This window comes from Acidobacteriota bacterium, from assembly GCA_016716905.1.
Classification (GTDB): domain Bacteria; phylum Acidobacteriota; class Vicinamibacteria; order Vicinamibacterales; family SCN-69-37; genus SYFT01.
The window spans coordinates 87914-103279 of sequence record JADJUS010000022.1 but is presented as its reverse complement, the minus strand read 5'-3'; the positions used below and the strand labels follow the sequence as shown (position 1 = coordinate 103279).

Annotated in this window: 14 protein-coding genes and 1 pseudogene; 13 read left to right on the top strand and 2 right to left on the bottom strand. The window is 65.0% G+C overall.

The features are described 5' to 3' along the window. Nucleotides 1-37: 37 nt before the first annotated feature. The 11 genes and pseudogenes from IPL75_16630 (at nucleotide 38) to IPL75_16580 (ending at nucleotide 11336) form a co-directional block, all read left to right on the top strand. Nucleotides 38-604 (top strand): NADH-quinone oxidoreductase subunit C, encoded by a 567-nt coding sequence (locus tag IPL75_16630; protein ID MBK9241823.1) that lies wholly within the window; start codon nucleotides 38-40, stop codon nucleotides 602-604. Beyond that, nucleotides 604-1182 carry an SIS domain-containing protein gene (locus IPL75_16625; GenBank protein MBK9241822.1) on the top strand — a complete coding sequence of 193 codons (579 nt, stop codon included), beginning with the start codon at nucleotides 604-606 and terminating at the stop codon, nucleotides 1180-1182. Before IPL75_16630 ends, IPL75_16625 begins: the two co-directional genes overlap by 1 nt. Before the next feature lie 14 nt (nucleotides 1183-1196). Beyond that, entirely contained in the window at nucleotides 1197-2354 is a 1158-nt protein-coding gene (gene nuoD, locus IPL75_16620) for an NADH dehydrogenase (quinone) subunit D (GenBank protein ID MBK9241821.1), read from the top strand. After that, nucleotides 2351-2953 (top strand): NADH-quinone oxidoreductase subunit NuoE, encoded by a 603-nt coding sequence (nuoE, locus tag IPL75_16615; protein MBK9241820.1) that lies wholly within the window; start codon nucleotides 2351-2353, stop codon nucleotides 2951-2953. Before nuoD ends, nuoE begins: the two co-directional genes overlap by 4 nt. Before the next feature lie 4 nt (nucleotides 2954-2957). Next, nucleotides 2958-4262 carry an NADH-quinone oxidoreductase subunit NuoF gene (gene nuoF, locus IPL75_16610; protein ID MBK9241819.1) on the top strand — a complete coding sequence of 435 codons (1305 nt, stop codon included), beginning with the start codon at nucleotides 2958-2960 and terminating at the stop codon, nucleotides 4260-4262. 8 nt (nucleotides 4263-4270) lie between these two features. Then, nucleotides 4271-5308: an NADH-quinone oxidoreductase subunit NuoH gene (gene nuoH, locus IPL75_16605; GenBank protein MBK9241818.1), complete on the top strand. Its 1038-nt coding sequence runs from the start codon at nucleotides 4271-4273 to the stop codon at nucleotides 5306-5308. Between the two features lie 6 nt (nucleotides 5309-5314). Beyond that, nucleotides 5315-5860, top strand: coding sequence for an NADH-quinone oxidoreductase subunit J (locus IPL75_16600; GenBank protein ID MBK9241817.1), 546 nt, complete (start codon nucleotides 5315-5317; stop codon nucleotides 5858-5860). A 5-nt stretch (nucleotides 5861-5865) separates the two neighbouring features. Further along, entirely contained in the window at nucleotides 5866-6174 is a 309-nt protein-coding gene (gene nuoK, locus IPL75_16595) for an NADH-quinone oxidoreductase subunit NuoK (protein ID MBK9241816.1), read from the top strand. Between the two features lie 4 nt (nucleotides 6175-6178). After that, nucleotides 6179-8323 (top strand): annotated as a pseudogene (gene nuoL, locus IPL75_16590) (NADH-quinone oxidoreductase subunit L). Further along, a complete protein-coding gene (locus tag IPL75_16585; protein MBK9241815.1) occupies nucleotides 8314-9891 on the top strand; it encodes an NADH-quinone oxidoreductase subunit M in 1578 nt (525 codons plus the stop codon). Before nuoL ends, IPL75_16585 begins: the two are co-directional and overlap by 10 nt. Further along, complete coding sequence (locus IPL75_16580) at nucleotides 9888-11336, top strand: NADH-quinone oxidoreductase subunit N (GenBank protein ID MBK9241814.1); 1449 nt, start codon at nucleotides 9888-9890, stop codon at nucleotides 11334-11336. Before IPL75_16585 ends, IPL75_16580 begins: the two co-directional genes overlap by 4 nt. 97 nt (nucleotides 11337-11433) lie before the next feature. Here the strand turns inward: IPL75_16580 and IPL75_16575 are convergent, their stop codons facing one another. Then, nucleotides 11434-12867 (bottom strand): L-seryl-tRNA(Sec) selenium transferase, encoded by a 1434-nt coding sequence (locus IPL75_16575; GenBank protein ID MBK9241813.1) that lies wholly within the window; start codon nucleotides 12865-12867, stop codon nucleotides 11434-11436. A gap of 48 nt (nucleotides 12868-12915) precedes the next feature. Between IPL75_16575 and IPL75_16570 the strand changes: the two genes are divergently transcribed. Beyond that, a complete protein-coding gene (locus tag IPL75_16570) occupies nucleotides 12916-13350 on the top strand; it encodes a hypothetical protein (protein MBK9241812.1) in 435 nt (144 codons plus the stop codon). A gap of 82 nt (nucleotides 13351-13432) precedes the next feature. Here IPL75_16570 and IPL75_16565 read toward each other — a convergent pair whose 3' ends face one another. Further along, entirely contained in the window at nucleotides 13433-13639 is a 207-nt protein-coding gene (locus IPL75_16565) for a cold-shock protein (protein MBK9241811.1), read from the bottom strand. 158 nt (nucleotides 13640-13797) lie between these two features. Here IPL75_16565 and purH point away from each other — a divergent pair, with 158 nt between their 5' ends. Then, complete coding sequence (gene purH / locus IPL75_16560) at nucleotides 13798-15366, top strand: bifunctional phosphoribosylaminoimidazolecarboxamide formyltransferase/IMP cyclohydrolase (GenBank protein ID MBK9241810.1); 1569 nt, start codon at nucleotides 13798-13800, stop codon at nucleotides 15364-15366.

Sequence of the window (15366 nt, the reverse complement as noted above, 5' to 3'; positions counted from 1 at the left end):
CCCCGCCGACGCCATCGACCCGGCCCCGGCCGTCGACATGCCGACCGCGTACGTGGCGCGCGAGCACATGCTAACGGTGTGCGAGACACTGCGTGATCACCCCGCGCTGCAGTTTTCCTTTCTGGTCGAAATCACCGCGGCCGACTATCATCCCGCGTCGCCCCGCTTCGAGATCGTGTATCACCTGGCGTGTCTTGGGGAGGCCTTCGCACAGCCGGCTGGCGCGGCGGTCCCTCGGCGGTTGCGCCTGAAGGTGCGTGTGCCCGACAACGACCTGGGTGAGCAGAGCCTGCCATGGGCGCACAGCCTCACGCCGCTCTGGCCCGCGGCCAACTGGCTCGAGCGCGAAGTCTTCGATTTGTTCGGCGTGGCGTTTACCGGGCACCCGGACCTGCGACGCATCCTGACGCCGGACGACTGGACGGGACACCCCTTGCGCAAGGACTATCCGGTGCAGGTGCGCAAGGACGCCGCCTCGTGGTCGCCGATGCAGTTGACCGTGGAGGAGTTTGCCGCCAACGTGCGGGCGACGCGTGCCTCGTCGGCCGCGGCGGCCAGGCCCCGGGCTGATGAGTCCGTGCCGACGCGGACTGACAAGGACTGATGGTGGCTGGTGCGTTTGGCCCGCAGCTGGCGCAGGCGGTTGATGCCACCATCCTGACGCATCAGGCCTTTGTGGCGGGATCGGGGCGCGAGGCCGAAGCCGCTGCGGTGCTGATTCGGGACGCCGCAGTCGCGGGGCGGTTGATTCTGGTGTTTGGCAACGGGGGCAGCGCCACCGATGCGCAACACTTCGCCGCCGAGTTGGTGGTGCGGTTCGTGCGGGCGCGACGGGCGGTGGCCGCTCTGGCGCTGACGAGTGATGGTGCGGTCATGACGGCCGCGGCCAATGACCTGGGGGTCGAGGCAATGTTTGCCCGGCAGATCGAAGCGCTCGGCAGGCCGGGAGATGTCGCGGTGGCCATCTCGACCAGCGGGCGTTCCCCGAATGTGCTCGAGGCATTGAAGGTGGCGAAGGCGCGGGGCTTGTCCACCATCGCCCTGACCGGGCGCGATGGCGGCGAGGCGGGGCGGTTGGCGGATGTGCACGTGAACGTGCCCTCTGATGTGACCGCGAGGATTCAGGAAGTGCACGGCACGTGGATTCACGCGGTGTGCGCGTGGGTGGAAGAGGACTTGTGACGCGAACCGAGACAATGACCGTCAACATGGGGCCCCAGCACCCCAGCACCCATGGCGTGCTGCGGCTGGTCCTCGAACTCGACGGAGAGACCATCGTCGGCGCTGAGCCCACCATCGGGTTCCTGCACACGGGGATCGAAAAGACCGCGGAGCAGAAGAAGTGGCAGCAGGTGATCCCGCTCGTGGAGCGCATGGATTATCTGGGCGCCCAATCCAACAGCCTGTCGTTCTGCCTCTCGGCCGAAAAGCTGTTGGGCCTCGAGATGCCCGACCGCGTGACGTACATTCGCGTGCTGATTGCCGAACTGCAGCGGCTCAACAGTCACCTCGTGTGGCTGGCGACACATGCCATGGAAATCGGCGCCATCTCGGTGATGATGTACGCCTTCCGCGAACGGGAACAGCTGCTGAATCTCAACGAGATGATCGCCGGCTTCCGCCTGTTCCCCAGCTACATCCGGATCGGCGGGCTTCGCGAAGACCTGCCGCGCGACTACAAGAAGGCCGTCAAAGAACTGCTCGACAAGATGCCGGCCGCCATCGACAACTACGAGCTGATGCTCACCAAGAACCAGGTCTGGACCAAGCGCACCAAAGGTGTCGCCGTCCTGTCAAAGGAACTGACGCTGGGGCTGGGCCTTGTGGGACCCATGGCGCGCGCCGTCGGTATCAACTACGACGTCCGGCGTATGTGGCCGTACCTGAAGTACGAGACGTTTGATTTTGTCGTGCCGACGCGCACCGACGGCGATGTGTTCGCCCGCTACCAGGTCAAAGTTGAGGAAATGCGGCAGAGCGTCCGGATCTGCCAGCAGGCGCTCGAGCGCATTTCGCCGACCGGCGTCTACGATTGCGGCGACTACCGCGTGGTGCCGCCGCCCAAGGATCGCGTCTACACCGAGATGGAGGCGCTGATTCAGCACTTCCTGATCTACTCGCAGGGCTTTACGGTACCCAAAGGCGAGGCGTACGTCCCGGTCGAAGGCGCCCGCGGCGAACACGGATTTTATATTGTGTCGGACGGCGGCAATCGCCCTGTGCGGGTGAAGTCGCGCGCGCCGTCGTTTCTGGCCTGCCAGGCCTTGCCGCACATGATCAAAGGCGGCCTGATAGCGGACGTGATTGCCGCAATCGGGTCCACCGATGTCGTGATGGGGGATGTGGATCGATGAGTTTTCATCCGTTGATGGATTACGGGCGGGCGCACCATCAGTCATCGCGGTCGATGGCTGACGAAGGTCCCGCGTTCGAATACACGGCCGAGGCGCTGGCCAAGCTCGAGGACATCTGCTCGCGGTACCCGGACGAGCAGCGCAAGTCCGCCATTCTGGCGGCGCTGTATCTCGCGCAGCGGCAGCAGGGCTACATCTCGCGCAACGCGATGAAGGCGGTGGCGGCCGCCATCAGGTGCAGCACCGCGGACGTCGAAGACGTCGTGTCGTTTTACACGATGTTCTACCAGCGGCCTGTGGGGCGCCATGTGATTCAGGTCTGCCGCACACTCTCGTGCGCGTTGAATGGGGCCGAACGCGTGACAGCGGAACTGCAGGCCGTGTTGGGCATCGCCCCTGGCCAGACCACCGCCGACGGCGAGTTTTCCCTCTTTGAAGTCGAGTGCCTGGGGGCGTGCGACCGCGCGCCTGTGGTGGGCGTGAACGATCACTGGCACGAATGCCAGAAGCCCGAAGACGCACGCGCGCTGGTGGACGGGCTCAAAGCGCACGGCGCCGCCGGCCTCACCGGATGTCACCTGCACGTGGAGAAAGCGTAAGACTATGGATTTGGTTCTCACGCCCCACGTCAAGACGCCGAACGGCTTCACGCTGGATTTTTATACCAAGCAGGGTGGGTACGAGGCGCTGCGCAAAGCGCTCGCCCTGACGCCCGAGGCTGTGGTCGACATCGTCAAGGCGTCGGGCCTTCGTGGCCGCGGAGGCGCAGGCTTTCCGACAGGCATGAAGTGGCAGTTCGTGGACAAGAAGTCGCCGAAGCCGAAGTACATCTGCTGCAACGCCGACGAGAGTGAGCCGGGCACGTTCAAAGACCACGTGCTGATGGAACGCAACCCGCACCTGTTGTTTGAAGGGTGCCTGATCGCCTGCCACGCCATTGGGGCGAAGGTCGCCTACATCTACATCCGCGGTGAGTTCTACCACGTGCAGGAAGTGCTGGAGGCGGAACTGGCCAAGGCGCGCGCGGCGGGATTCATCGGCAAGAACATCTTCGGCACCGGCTTCGACTGCGAGATTTATGTGCATCGCGGCGCCGGTGCGTATGAGGCCGGCGAAGAGACCGCCCTCATCGAATCGCTGGAGGGCAAGCGGGCCCAGCCGCGATTGAAGCCGCCGTTTCCCGCCGTCGCCGGCCTGTATGGCTGCCCGACGGCGGTCAACAACGTCGAGACGCTCTGCAACGTGCCGCCCATCATCACCAACGGGCCCGAGTGGTTTGCGGCGTTGGGCCCCGAAAAAAACGGCGGACCGAAGCTCTACTGCCTGAGCGGCCATGTGAAAAACCCGGGCACGTATGAAGCGCCCATGCACGTCACGATGCGCGAACTCATCTACGACCCGAAGTATGGGGGCGGCATTCGCGGCGATCGCAAATTGAAAGCCGTCATTCCGGGCGGGTCCTCGGTGCCCATCCTGTTGCCGCATCAGCTCGACATTCCCGCCAGCTTCGACGGCGTGGCGTCGGCCGGGTCGATGCTGGGGTCGGCGGGCATCATCGTGATGGACGAGACCACCTGCATGGTGTGGGCGGCCGAAAATCTCCTCTACTTCTACAAACACGAATCGTGCGGCAAGTGCACGCCGTGCCGCGAGGGCGGCGCGTGGCTGCACAATCTGCTCGGCCGCATTGAACGCGGCGAAGGCCAGATGAAGGACATCGACCTGCTCCTGTCGGTGGCCAACAACATCATGGGCAAGACGTTGTGCGCGTTCGGCGACGCGGCGGCCACACCCGTGCTGACCACCGTGAAGTTGTTTCGTGAGGAATATGAGGCCCACGTGCGCGAAGGGCGTTGCACGCTGCCGGCGGACTGGCGCGCGGCGTCGCGGACGCTGGCGGCCCACTGAGTTCGATCATGTCAGCCACCCTCATCGCCCAACTCGTCGTCATCGGATTCACGTTCTTCATGCTGCTGAACTCGGCGGCCGTCCTGGTGCTCATGGAGCGCAAGGTGGCCGCGTTCATCCAGCAGCGCCTGGGCCCCTATCGTGTCGGCCCGTGGGGCGCGATGCAGCCGCTGGCCGACATCATCAAGCTGATGATGAAGGAGGAACTGCGGCCCAAGAGCGCCGACACGTTCCTGTTCTACCTGGCGCCGATCCTGTGCGCCACCGCCGCCTTCGCGGCATTTGCCGTGGTGCCATTCGGCGCCGACACCACGTTCTTCGGCCTGCTCGACGAGCCCGTGAAGCTGATGGCGGCCGACGTCAATGTGGGGCTGCTGGTGATTTTTGCCATCACGTCGATGGGCGTGTACGGCATCGTGCTGGCGGGGTGGGCCTCCAACAGCAAGTACTCCCTGCTCGGGGGACTGCGCTCGTCGGCGCAGATGATCAGCTACGAGCTCTCCTACGGACTGTCGCTCGCGGCCGTCATCATGCTGGCTGGCACCTTGTCGCTGCGGGAAGTCGTGGACGCTCAGGCGGGGTACTGGCACCTGTTCGGCGTGCTCCCGATTCCGAAGTGGTACGTGTTTTTGCAGCCGCTCGGGTTCTTCATCTTCATGACGGCCGGCGTGGCAGAAACCAACCGCGCACCGTTCGACTTCCCGGAAGCCGAGCAGGAACTGGTGGCCGGGTACCACACCGAATACAGTTCGATGACGTTCGCCCTGTTCTTCATGGCGGAGTACATCAACATGGTCACGGTGTCGGCCGTGGCGGTGAACCTGTTCCTCGGGGGCTGGCACGGGCCATTCCTGCCGGAATACCTGGGCTGGATGTGGTTCCTCCTGAAGGTGTTTGCGCTCCTGTTCTTCTACATCTGGATGCGCTGGACGCTGCCGCGCTACCGCTACGACCACCTGATGGAGTTCGGGTGGAAGTGGCTGCTGCCTGCGGCAACGCTGAATCTGCTGGTCACCGCGGGCGTGGTGATCTGGATGGGGTGGTAACGGACCATGGACGCATTGTTCTTCTGGATTTTTGCGGCGGTCATGGTCGTGGCGTCCCTGCTGGTGGTGGGGCAGCGCAACCCCATGTACAGCGTGCTGCTGCTCATTGTGTCGTTCGCCGCGTTGTCGGGGCTCTACGTCCTGCTGAACGCGCCGTTCATGGCGGTGGTGCAGATCATCATCTACGCCGGCGCCATCATGGTGCTGTTCCTCTTCGTGGTCATGCTGCTCAACGTGCGGACCGAGGAGGACGGGGCGGAGACGCGCCGCCCGTTTGACATCGGCCCCGGTCCGCGCAGGTTCGGTGCGGTGCTCGCGGTGGTGCTGGCTGTGCAACTCATCTGGGCGCTCCGGCGCATTGCCGAGGCGCCGTTTGCGCCGGCCGGCCCTGATGCCGCCGCGCAGACATCGGTCTATGCCATCGGCCTGCGCCTCTTCCGCGAATACGCGTTCGCGTTTGAAGCCACGTCGGTGCTGATTCTCGTGGCGATGGTGGGCGCCGTGATCCTGGCACGCCGGGACCCGCATCTGCCCACTCGAAAGGAACAGTAGCTGTGTTGCCCGAGCCCACTCTCAATACCTACCTCGCCCTGTCGGCCGTGTTGTTTTCGATCGGCACCGCCGGGGTGTTCCTGCGCCGCAACCTGATCACCATCCTGCTGTCGGTGGAAGTCATGTTGAACGCGGTCAACCTGACGTTTGTGGCCGTGGATCGTTTTCTCGGCACCGTCGACGGCCAGATCATCGCGTTCTTCGTGATGACCGTCGCCGCCGCCGAGGCGGCCGTCGGGCTGGCCATCATCATCGCGCTGTTCCGGCACCGCGAATCCCTGTCTCCGGACGCGTTCACATCGTTGAAGTGGTAACACCGTGCTGCTGCTGATTCTGCTCCTGCCGTTTCTCGGATTTCTGGTCAATGCGACCATCGGCCGCCGTTGGCCGAAGGGCCTGACGGGCGGTCTCGCCACGGGCGCCATGGCCGGGTCGTTCGGCGTCTCGGTGTATGCCGTGTGGACGATGCTCGGCCTGGAACCGGTGGGCGGCGTTCGGGCCATCGATGAGGTCGTGTTCACGTGGTTGTCGTCCGACACCGTGCAGATTCCGTTCGCGCTCAGGCTCGACCCACTCGCGGCGCTGATGATTCTGGTCGTCACGGGCATCGGGACCCTGATTCACCTGTATTCGACCGCCTACATGCACGAGGAAACCGACGCGGACTTCGCGCGGTACTTCTCATACCTGAACCTGTTTGCCGCCTTCATGCTCGTGCTCGTGCTGGGCGCCAGCTTCCCCGTGATGTTCATCGGGTGGGAAGGCGTCGGCCTGTGTTCCTACCTGCTGATTGGGTTCTACTTCACGAAGCCGGCGGCGGCCGACGCCGGCAAGAAGGCGTTTGTCGTCAACCGCATCGGTGACTTCGGTTTCATTCTGGGGATGCTGATCCTCTTTACGCAGTTCGGCACGCTCGACTTTCAGCAGCTGGCGATGCAGATCTCGCATCTGAGCGTGGAGCCGGCCACCATGGCCGGCGCGGGCGTCCTGACGATCGCGACGCTGCTCCTGTTCCTGGGAGCCACCGGCAAGTCGGCCCAGATCCCCCTGTTCGTCTGGCTGCCCGACGCGATGGAAGGCCCCACGCCAGTCTCGGCGCTCATCCATGCCGCGACGATGGTGACGGCCGGTGTGTATATGGTGGGCCGCAATGCCGTGTTGTTCGGCCATGCACCGTTCACCCTGGAAGTGATTGCGGTGGTCGGCGTACTGACCGCGCTCGTGGCCGGCACGATCGGCCTGGTGCAGAACGACATCAAGCGCGTGCTCGCGTACTCCACGGTCTCGCAGCTGGGCTACATGTTCCTGGCGATGGGGGTGGGGGCATTTGCCGGCGGCGTGTTCCACCTCTACACCCACGCCTTCTTCAAGGCGCTGCTGTTCCTGGGGTCGGGCGCCGTGATTCACGCGCTGCACGGTGAGCAGGACATGCGCTACATGGGCGGCCTCAAGAGCAAGTTGCCCATCACGTTCTGGACGTTCCTGGTCGGGACGATCGCCATCGCGGGCATTCCGCCGCTGGCCGGGTTCTTCTCGAAGGACGAGATCCTCTGGAAGACCTTCTCCACTGGACATCCCGTGTTGTGGGGCATGGCCGTACTTGCGGCGTTCCTGACGGCGACGTACATGTTCCGCCTGCTGTACCTGACGTTCTACGGCACGCGCCGGCCCGGTTCGTCCGCACCCCAGCACGCCAGCACAGCCGCACATGAGCACGGGGGCACATAGCGCCCCCCCCCCCCCCCCCCCCCCCCCCCCCCCCCCCCCCCCCCCCCCCCCCCCCCCCCCCCCCCCCCCCCCCCCCCCGGCCCATGACGCCCCCCCGCCATGGCGATTGCCCTGGTTGTGCTCGCCATGGGATCCGTGCTGGCCGGCTTCTTTGGTGTGCCGCACGCGCTGGGTGGGCACAATCGCATCGAAGCGTTCCTTGAGCCGAGCTTCCACGCCATGACCATGGCGCCCGAACCGGCCTCGCTCGCGGCTCAGGAGGTGGGTGGCGACGCGCTTCCCGTCACTGCCGAACCACCGGCCGTCGCTGAGGTCGAACATGCGCCCGAGGCCGCGCACGGCGACACGCAGACGGAACTGCTGCTGATGTTCGGGTCGGTGATGGTCGCGCTGGCCGGCATCGGACTGGCCACCGTGTTCTTCCTGAAGTCTCCTGAGCGCGCCGACGCCATGGCCACACGGTTCAGCGGCGTTCATCGCCTGCTGTTGAACAAGTACTACGTGGATGAGTTCTATGACGCGGCGATCGTGCAGCCCATCAAGGGCGTGTCCACCGGCCTGTTGTGGCGAGGTGTGGATACGGTCGTCATCGACGGCACGGTCAACGGCGTCGGGCTGATGATACGCGGCTGGAGCGCGGTGCTGCGTCGTCTGCAGACCGGGTCGGTGCGGGCCTACGCGATGTCGATCTTTCTGGGGGTCGTCACGATCCTGGGGTATTACCTGTGGCGTTAACTCTTCTCGTCCTGCTGCCGCTTGTGGGCGGCCTGCTGGTACTGCTCCTGGGCAAAGACCGCGACCGGCTCGTCCGGCAGGTGGCCTTGAGCATCTCGCTTGTGACGTTCCTGGCGAGCCTCTGGCTCTGGTCGGGCTTCGACGCCGCGTCGGCCGACTTCCAGTTCGTCGAACGGTACACCTGGCTGCCAGACTTCGGCATTTCCTACCATGTCGGCCTGGATGGCATCACGTTGTGGCTGGTGCTCCTCACGACGTTCCTGACTCCGATCGGATTGCTGTGCTCGTGGGAGTCCGTGGACCAGCGGGTGAAGGAGTTCTCGTTTTTCATGCTGCTGCTTGAAGCGGCCATGATTGGCGTGTTCATCTCGCTCGACCTGTTCCTGTTCTACCTGTTCTGGGACGCGATGCTGATCCCGATGTACTTTCTCATCGGCATCTGGGGCTACGAACAGCGCATCTACGCGGCCGTCAAGTTCATGCTCTACACGATGGCCGGCTCCGTGCTGATGCTGCTCGCCATCATCTGGATCGCGTATTACCACCAGACCGTGACCGGCGTCGTCAGCTTCGATTTGCTGGACCTCTACGCGCTCGACATCCCCGCCGAACTGCAGATGTGGCTGTTCCTGGCGTTCACCGTGGCGTTTGCCATCAAGGTCCCGCTCTTTCCATTCCACACCTGGTTGCCTGACGCGCACGTGCAGGCGCCGACTGCCGGGTCGGTCATTCTGGCCGGCGTCATGCTGAAGATGGGCACGTACGGGTTGCTGCGGTTTTCCTTTCCGCTGTTCCCCGAGGCCGCCCTCCAGTTCGCGCCCTACATCGCCATCCTCGCCGTCATCGGCATCGTGTACGGCGCGCTCGTCGCGATGGTGCAGCCCGACATGAAAAAACTCGTGGCCTACTCCTCAGTGAGCCACCTCGGGTTTGTGGTGCTGGGCCTCTGTGCGATGAACGTCACCGGAGTGCAGGGCGCGCTCTTCCAGATGCTGGCGCACGGCGTGTCCACCGGCGGCCTCTTCCTCATCGTCGGCATGCTCTCGGAGCGCCGGCACACCAAGCTCATCGCCGAATACGGCGGCCTGAAGGCCGTGATGCCGAAGCTCGTGGCCATGTTCCTGCTGATTACCCTGGCGTCCATCGCGTTGCCGGGCATGAACGGGTTCGTCGGCGAGTTCCTCATCTTCGTCGGGTCGTTTGCCGCGAACCCCGGGCTCACAGCGGTGGCCGTGTCGGGCGTCATCCTGTCGGCGGTCTACATGTTGTGGATGTTCCAGCGCGTGAACTACGGTCCGATTACCAATCCGAAGAACAAGGGACTGCGTGATCTCAGCGCCCGTGAGTGGGCGGTGATTGCGCCCATTGTGGCCATGTGTATCGGCATGGGCGTGGCGCCGGGTGTGTTCCTGAAGCCGATGGAACCCGCGGTCAAGCGCATCGTGGCCCAGGTGCGGGGGATGGCGCCGGTGAACGCCGGCAATACGACCTCTGAGGTCGTTTTCCCTGAAGCCGCGAAAACGACCTCAGAGGTCGTTTTGCCAGCCATCGAAGGGAGCGCGCGATGAATCAGAACGACTTCGCCGCCATCGTTCCCGTCCTGATGGTCACGCTCGCCGCGTGCACCACCATGGTGGCCGAGGCCTTCCGGCCCCAGCGAGACCTGGCCGCCGGCCGCTGGTTTGGCACCTATGGACTCATCGGGCTCGGTGGGGCGATTGCCGCCTCGCTGAACCAGTGGAACCAGAGTCTGGTGGGTTTCGGCGTCATTAGCGTCGACAACTTCACGGTGTTTTTCAACATCACGCTGTGCGCGATCGGCATCCTGACGATCATTCTCTCGGCCGGCAACGCCGAGCGCGACCACCTGCCGCTCGGTGAGTACTACACGCTCATCCTGTTCGCGATCGTCGGCATGATGCTCATGGCATCCACGACCGATCTGCTCGTGATCTTCATCGCGCTCGAGATCATGTCGCTCGGCGTGTACGTCCTGACCGCCATCAAGCGGTCGAGTGCGGAAGGGGCCGAAGCGTCCTTTAAGTACTTTGTCCTGGGTGCGTTTTCCAGCGCCTTCTTCCTCTATGGCATTGCGATGGCGTATGCCGTGACCGGCACCACGCGGCTCGACGAGATCGGCATGCGTGTGGCGTCGTCGGCGCTGGACCCCGGCATCCTGACCATCCTGTCCATGGTGTTGTTGCTCGTGGGCTTTGCCTTCAAGGTGGGCGCGGTGCCGTTCCACATGTGGACGCCCGATGCCTATCAAGGCGCGCCGGCGCTGGTGACGGGCTTCATGTCCACCGGCGTCAAGGCCGCGGCCTTCGCCGCGTTCATCCGCGTCTTCCTGTCGGCGCTTGAGCCGCTGCGGTTGGACTGGGTGCCGATCGTCACCGTGATCGCCGCCCTCACCATGATCCTGGGCACCGTCGTGGGCGTGGCCCAGACGAGCGTCAAACGTATGCTCGCGTATTCGAGCATTGCGCACGCCGGCTATCTGCTTGTCGGCCTGGTGGCCGCAAGCTCTGCCGGCAAGGCCGCCATGCTCTTCTACCTCGTGGCCTACAGCGTGACCAACCTCGGCGCCTTCGGCGTGTTGGCCGCGCTCGTGACGCCGGACCGCCAGCATGACGATGTGCGGGATTTTGCGGGGATGTCGAAAGAGCGACCCGGCCTTGCGGCGCTGCTCACGTTGTTCCTGCTCTCGCTGGGTGGCTTCCCGCCGACGGTAGGCTTCATCGGCAAGTGGTACATCTTCAACGCCGCGATGCAGGAGGGCCTCTACACCCTTGCGATTCTCGGCGTGTTGACCAGCGTGGTGTCGGTCTTCTTCTACCTGCGCATCGTGGTCATGATGTACATGAGTGACGAAACCGCCCCGGAGCACAGGCCGGCCGTGTCGGCCATTACGACGGCGGGGCTGCTCATCGCGCTCGCCGGAGTGCTCTACCTCGGTGTGCTCCCCGGCGGCTTGCTGAAGATCGCCGCCGAGTCGGTCGCGTCAATCTTCTAGGTCCAGAGTCCAGGGTCCAGGGTCCAGAGTCCCGAGTCCAGGCGACAGAAAAACGACCTCTGAGGTCGTTTCCAGACTTTACGCCGCAGAAACGACCTCAGAGGTCGTTTCTCGCTGGTCCCACCAGGGCCCGGGTCACGGCCGCCGCGACATACGCGTCGTCCTCCGCGGCCACCGTTCTCAAATCCAACAACACGGCGTCGTGCTGAATCCGCGCCACAACTGGCGGATTCTGCGCCCGCAGTGCCGATTCGATTTCGCCTGCGCTTCTGGCTGCCGACCTGATCGAGACCAGTCGGGTCGGGATTGCCGACTGGGGGGCGCTGCCGCCGCCGATGGTGGAGTGGCCGTCGACGATCTCCAAAACGACCTCTGAGGTCGTTTCCGGACCCGACCCGGCGGAAACGACCTCAGAGGTCGTTTGCACCAGCGCCCTCGCGCGGGCCTCAAGGCTCTCCAGGCGCTCGAGGAGCATCCGCACCACCGGAATCTCGGTCCGCGCCGCCTCGCGCTGCCAGAGCCCCAGCGTGGCCTCCAGGGCCGCGTACGTCTGTTTGTCAGCGCGCACCGCCCGCATCAGGGGGTGACGCCGCACGCGCTCCACCAGCGCCCGGCGGCCGACGATGATGCCCGCCTGGGGGCCGCCCAGCAGTTTGTCGCCACTGAAGGCCACCAGGTCGGCACCGGCCTTCAGGCTGTCGCGCACCGAGGGCTCGTCGCGGATGGCGTCGGGCCAGCCGCCCTCCTGGGGCAGGCCCAGCCAGCCGCTCCCCAGGTCTTCGAACAGGGGCAGGTGGAACTGATGGGCAAGGCCGGCAAGCTCAGCCAGGTCCGGACGCTCCGTGAAGCCCTCGATCCGGAAATTCGACGGGTGCACCCGCAGGAGCAACGCGGTCCGGTCGCTGATGGCGGCCCCGTAGTCGCTCGCGCGGGTCCGGTTGGTCGTGCCCACTTCGCGAAGGGTGGCGCCCGATTGCGCCATGATCTCCGGCACGCGGAAGCCCCCGCCGATTTCGACGAGTTCGCCCCGCGAGACGACGACCTCGCGCCCGGCCCCCAGCGCGGCCAGCACCAGCCAGGTGGCCGCGGCATTGTTGTTGGTGATGACGGCGCCTTCCGCGCCTGTCAGCGCGCACACCAGGCGTTCTGCGTGCACATGCCGATGGCCCCGGGTGCCGGTGTCCAGCTCGTACTCGAGGTTGCAGTATCCACTCGCCACGTCGGCCGCGGCGGCGATGGCCTGCCGTGCCAGGGGCGCGCGGCCCAGGTTTGTGTGAATAAGGACGCCCGTGGCGTTGATGACGCGGCGCAATGACGGGGCCTGGGCCCCGTCAAGGGCCTCGAGCGCACGGGCCACGATCCAGGGAGCCGGCTCGGCGGCGTTCCCGTCAGCGGGCGGCAGAGCCCGCCAGGCATCGGCCGCAGTTCTGAGGGCGTCGACGACAAGCACCCGGCCATCGGCGGCCACTCTCGCGGCCATCGCGGGCCGCCGCAGCAGGACGTCAATTGAGGGAATGTTTCGGGCGGTCATGGCGTGGTTGCGACAGTCCGACGGGACAGGATAGCATCAGCGTCCGTCGTGTCGAAGCCATCAGAACCCGTGTTGCCCGAGAATCCAACGCATCGTCCGCTCGAGCGGTTCTGGCCGTACGCGGACCTGTCAGAGCAGCCGAGTGAAGAGGAATTGGCCGCCATTCATCCCGAACTGCGACGTGCGCTTTTCGGGGCGAACGCCATGCCGTTTTCGATCACGCTGGGTTTTTCTGAGTTTTCAGGCGACGCCTTCGCCCGTGCCCTGGAACTGGCGCGCGGGTCGGATGAATTTCAGGAAGTGCCGACCGCCCGAGGCGTACGTTACCGCGCGCGGTTTTTCCCGGGTGAGCGTCCGCTGAAGGTGCGCGAGTTGTATGAGCTGATCGCCGACGTCGCCGGGACCGAGGTCCTGATTGACGACAGACCGCTGCCGTATGCGCGTGAGTTGTGGCTGCCCCTGGTTTGGTGTCTGATCAAGTAGAGGCTTGGTGTTTGATCAAGTAACGTCGGGGGATGTGGAAGGTAAGGGCCGGAACGCGGCGTCCCGGCCCTTTGAGTGTGGTCTAGCTTGGCTTGGTAACGTTGCCAGCCTGGGGTCCCTTCGGACCGTCGACAATCTCGAATTCGACCTCCTGGCCTTCCTCGAGGGTCCGGAAACCGGCGCCCTGAATGGCGGAGAAGTGGACGAACACGTCGTTGCCCCCTTCGCGCTCGACGAAACCATAACCCTTAGCGTTGTTGAACCACTTGACCTTGCCCGTAATACGCATCGTACTTGCCTGCCTTGCGAGAACGGCGGCGGTGAATCCGCCGCACTAGAAAAAAAAGACCGCACATGCGGTCTCTACGTCGACGATGGTCCCGCCCAACGTCGATCGACAATCCTAGTCGGGCAGATGGGCCGTGTCAAGGCCTCAGAGGACTCATAGTGCCAAAGCGTGCATTGCTCAGCGTTTCAGACAAGACCGGCCTCGTTCCCCTGGGCCAGGCCCTCGTAGGCCTCGGCTGGGAACTGGTATCAACCGGGGGCACCGCCCGTGCCCTGGCCGACGCCGGCCTGCCGGTCATCGGGATTTCGGATGTCACCGGCTTTCCCGAGATGATGGACGGCCGCGTCAAGACCCTGCACCCCAAGGTCCACGGGGGGATTCTTGCGCGACGCCACGTCCCTGGGGATCTGGCGTCCCTCGCGGAACACGGCATCGGGCTCATCGACCTGGTGGTGGTGAACCTCTATCCGTTTGCGCAGGCCGCCGCCAAGCGGGACCTGCCGTTTGACCATCTCATTGAAGAAATCGATATCGGTGGCCCCAGCCTCCTGCGCGCGGCTGCGAAGAACTTCCGCGATGTGCTGGTGGTGGTCGATCCGGCGGACTACACCCGTGTGGTGGACGCGCTGCGGGCCGACGGCGGCTCGTTGTCGTTGCGTTTTGATTTGGCGCGAAAAGCCTACGGGCACACGGCCGACTACGACCGCACAATCGCGGCCACGCTCGGCGAGGTGAAAGTGGACGCCGCCAGTGTCTTCACACGCGGCGCCACCAGCAGCCGGTGGACGCCGGTGCTCAGCAAGGTGCGCGATCTGCGGTATGGCGAGAACCCGCATCAGGCTGCGGCCTGGTACTCGATGAGTCCGCGGGGGTTCGGCGGCGCCGTCGTGCATCAGGGGAAGGAACTGTCGTTCACCAACCTCCTGGACCTCGACGCGGCCGCGCGCATTGCGCTGGAGTTTGCCGAGCCGGCGGCCGTGGTCATCAAACACACCAATCCGTGCGGCGTGGCAACCGGCCACACCGCGGCGGATGCGTACGTGCGGGCTCGGGAAGCCGACCCGCTTTCGGCGTTTGGCGGCATCGTGGGCGTGAACCGGCCCATCGATCTGGAATTGGCGCACGTGCTGACGTCGACGTTCATCGAGGCGGTGATTGCGCCCGGGTTGTCTGCCGACGAGGAAACGCGCGCCGTGCTCGCGACCAAGCCCAACCTCCGCGTGGTGACCGCATCGTTCGAGGGACTCGATCAGGAACGTGACGTACGCTCCATTCTCGGCGGGTGGCTGGTGCAGGACCGCGACCGCGTCGTCGAGAGCCACATCGAGTGGCCGGCTCAGGACGGCCCGCGTGTGGTCACCAAGCGCGCGCCGACGCCTGCTGAGTGGACGGCGTTGCGTTTTGCGTGGCGGGTCTGTTCACACGTGAAGTCGAACACCGTCATCTTCACGTCGGCAGATGCCACGCTGGCCGTTGGCGCCGGGCAGATGAGCCGGGTAGACGCCGTGCGGACAGCCGTCATGAAGGCGGGCGACCGCCTGCGCGGTTCAGTCGCCGCGTCCGATGCGTTTTTCCCGTTCAGGGACGGCCTCGATGTGGTGGCCTCGGCCGGCGCCACGGCGGTGATCCAACCCGGCGGCTCGGTGCGCGACGATGAAGTGATTGCGGCAGCCGACGCCCATGGCATCGCCATGGTCTTCACGGGGCGTCGACACTTTCGCCACTAG

Excerpts from the sequence above, each read along its gene's own strand:
- IPL75_16625 (MBK9241822.1), top strand. The coding sequence starts at position 604 with ATGGTGGCTGGTGCGTTTGGCCCGCAGCTGGCGCAGGCGGTTGATGCC.
- nuoH (MBK9241818.1), top strand. The coding sequence starts at position 4,271 with ATGTCAGCCACCCTCATCGCCCAACTCGTCGTCATCGGATTCACGTTC.
- nuoF (MBK9241819.1), top strand. The coding sequence starts at position 2,958 with ATGGATTTGGTTCTCACGCCCCACGTCAAGACGCCGAACGGCTTCACG.
- IPL75_16580 (MBK9241814.1), top strand. The coding sequence starts at position 9,888 with ATGAATCAGAACGACTTCGCCGCCATCGTTCCCGTCCTGATGGTCACG.
- IPL75_16565 (MBK9241811.1), bottom strand. The coding sequence starts at position 13,639 with ATGCGTATTACGGGCAAGGTCAAGTGGTTCAACAACGCTAAGGGTTAT.
- nuoE (MBK9241820.1), top strand. The coding sequence starts at position 2,351 with ATGAGTTTTCATCCGTTGATGGATTACGGGCGGGCGCACCATCAGTCA.
- IPL75_16600 (MBK9241817.1), top strand. The coding sequence starts at position 5,315 with ATGGACGCATTGTTCTTCTGGATTTTTGCGGCGGTCATGGTCGTGGCG.
- nuoD (MBK9241821.1), top strand. The coding sequence starts at position 1,197 with ATGACCGTCAACATGGGGCCCCAGCACCCCAGCACCCATGGCGTGCTG.
- IPL75_16575 (MBK9241813.1), bottom strand. The coding sequence starts at position 12,867 with ATGACCGCCCGAAACATTCCCTCAATTGACGTCCTGCTGCGGCGGCCC.
- IPL75_16630 (MBK9241823.1), top strand. The coding sequence starts at position 38 with ATGCCGACCGCGTACGTGGCGCGCGAGCACATGCTAACGGTGTGCGAG.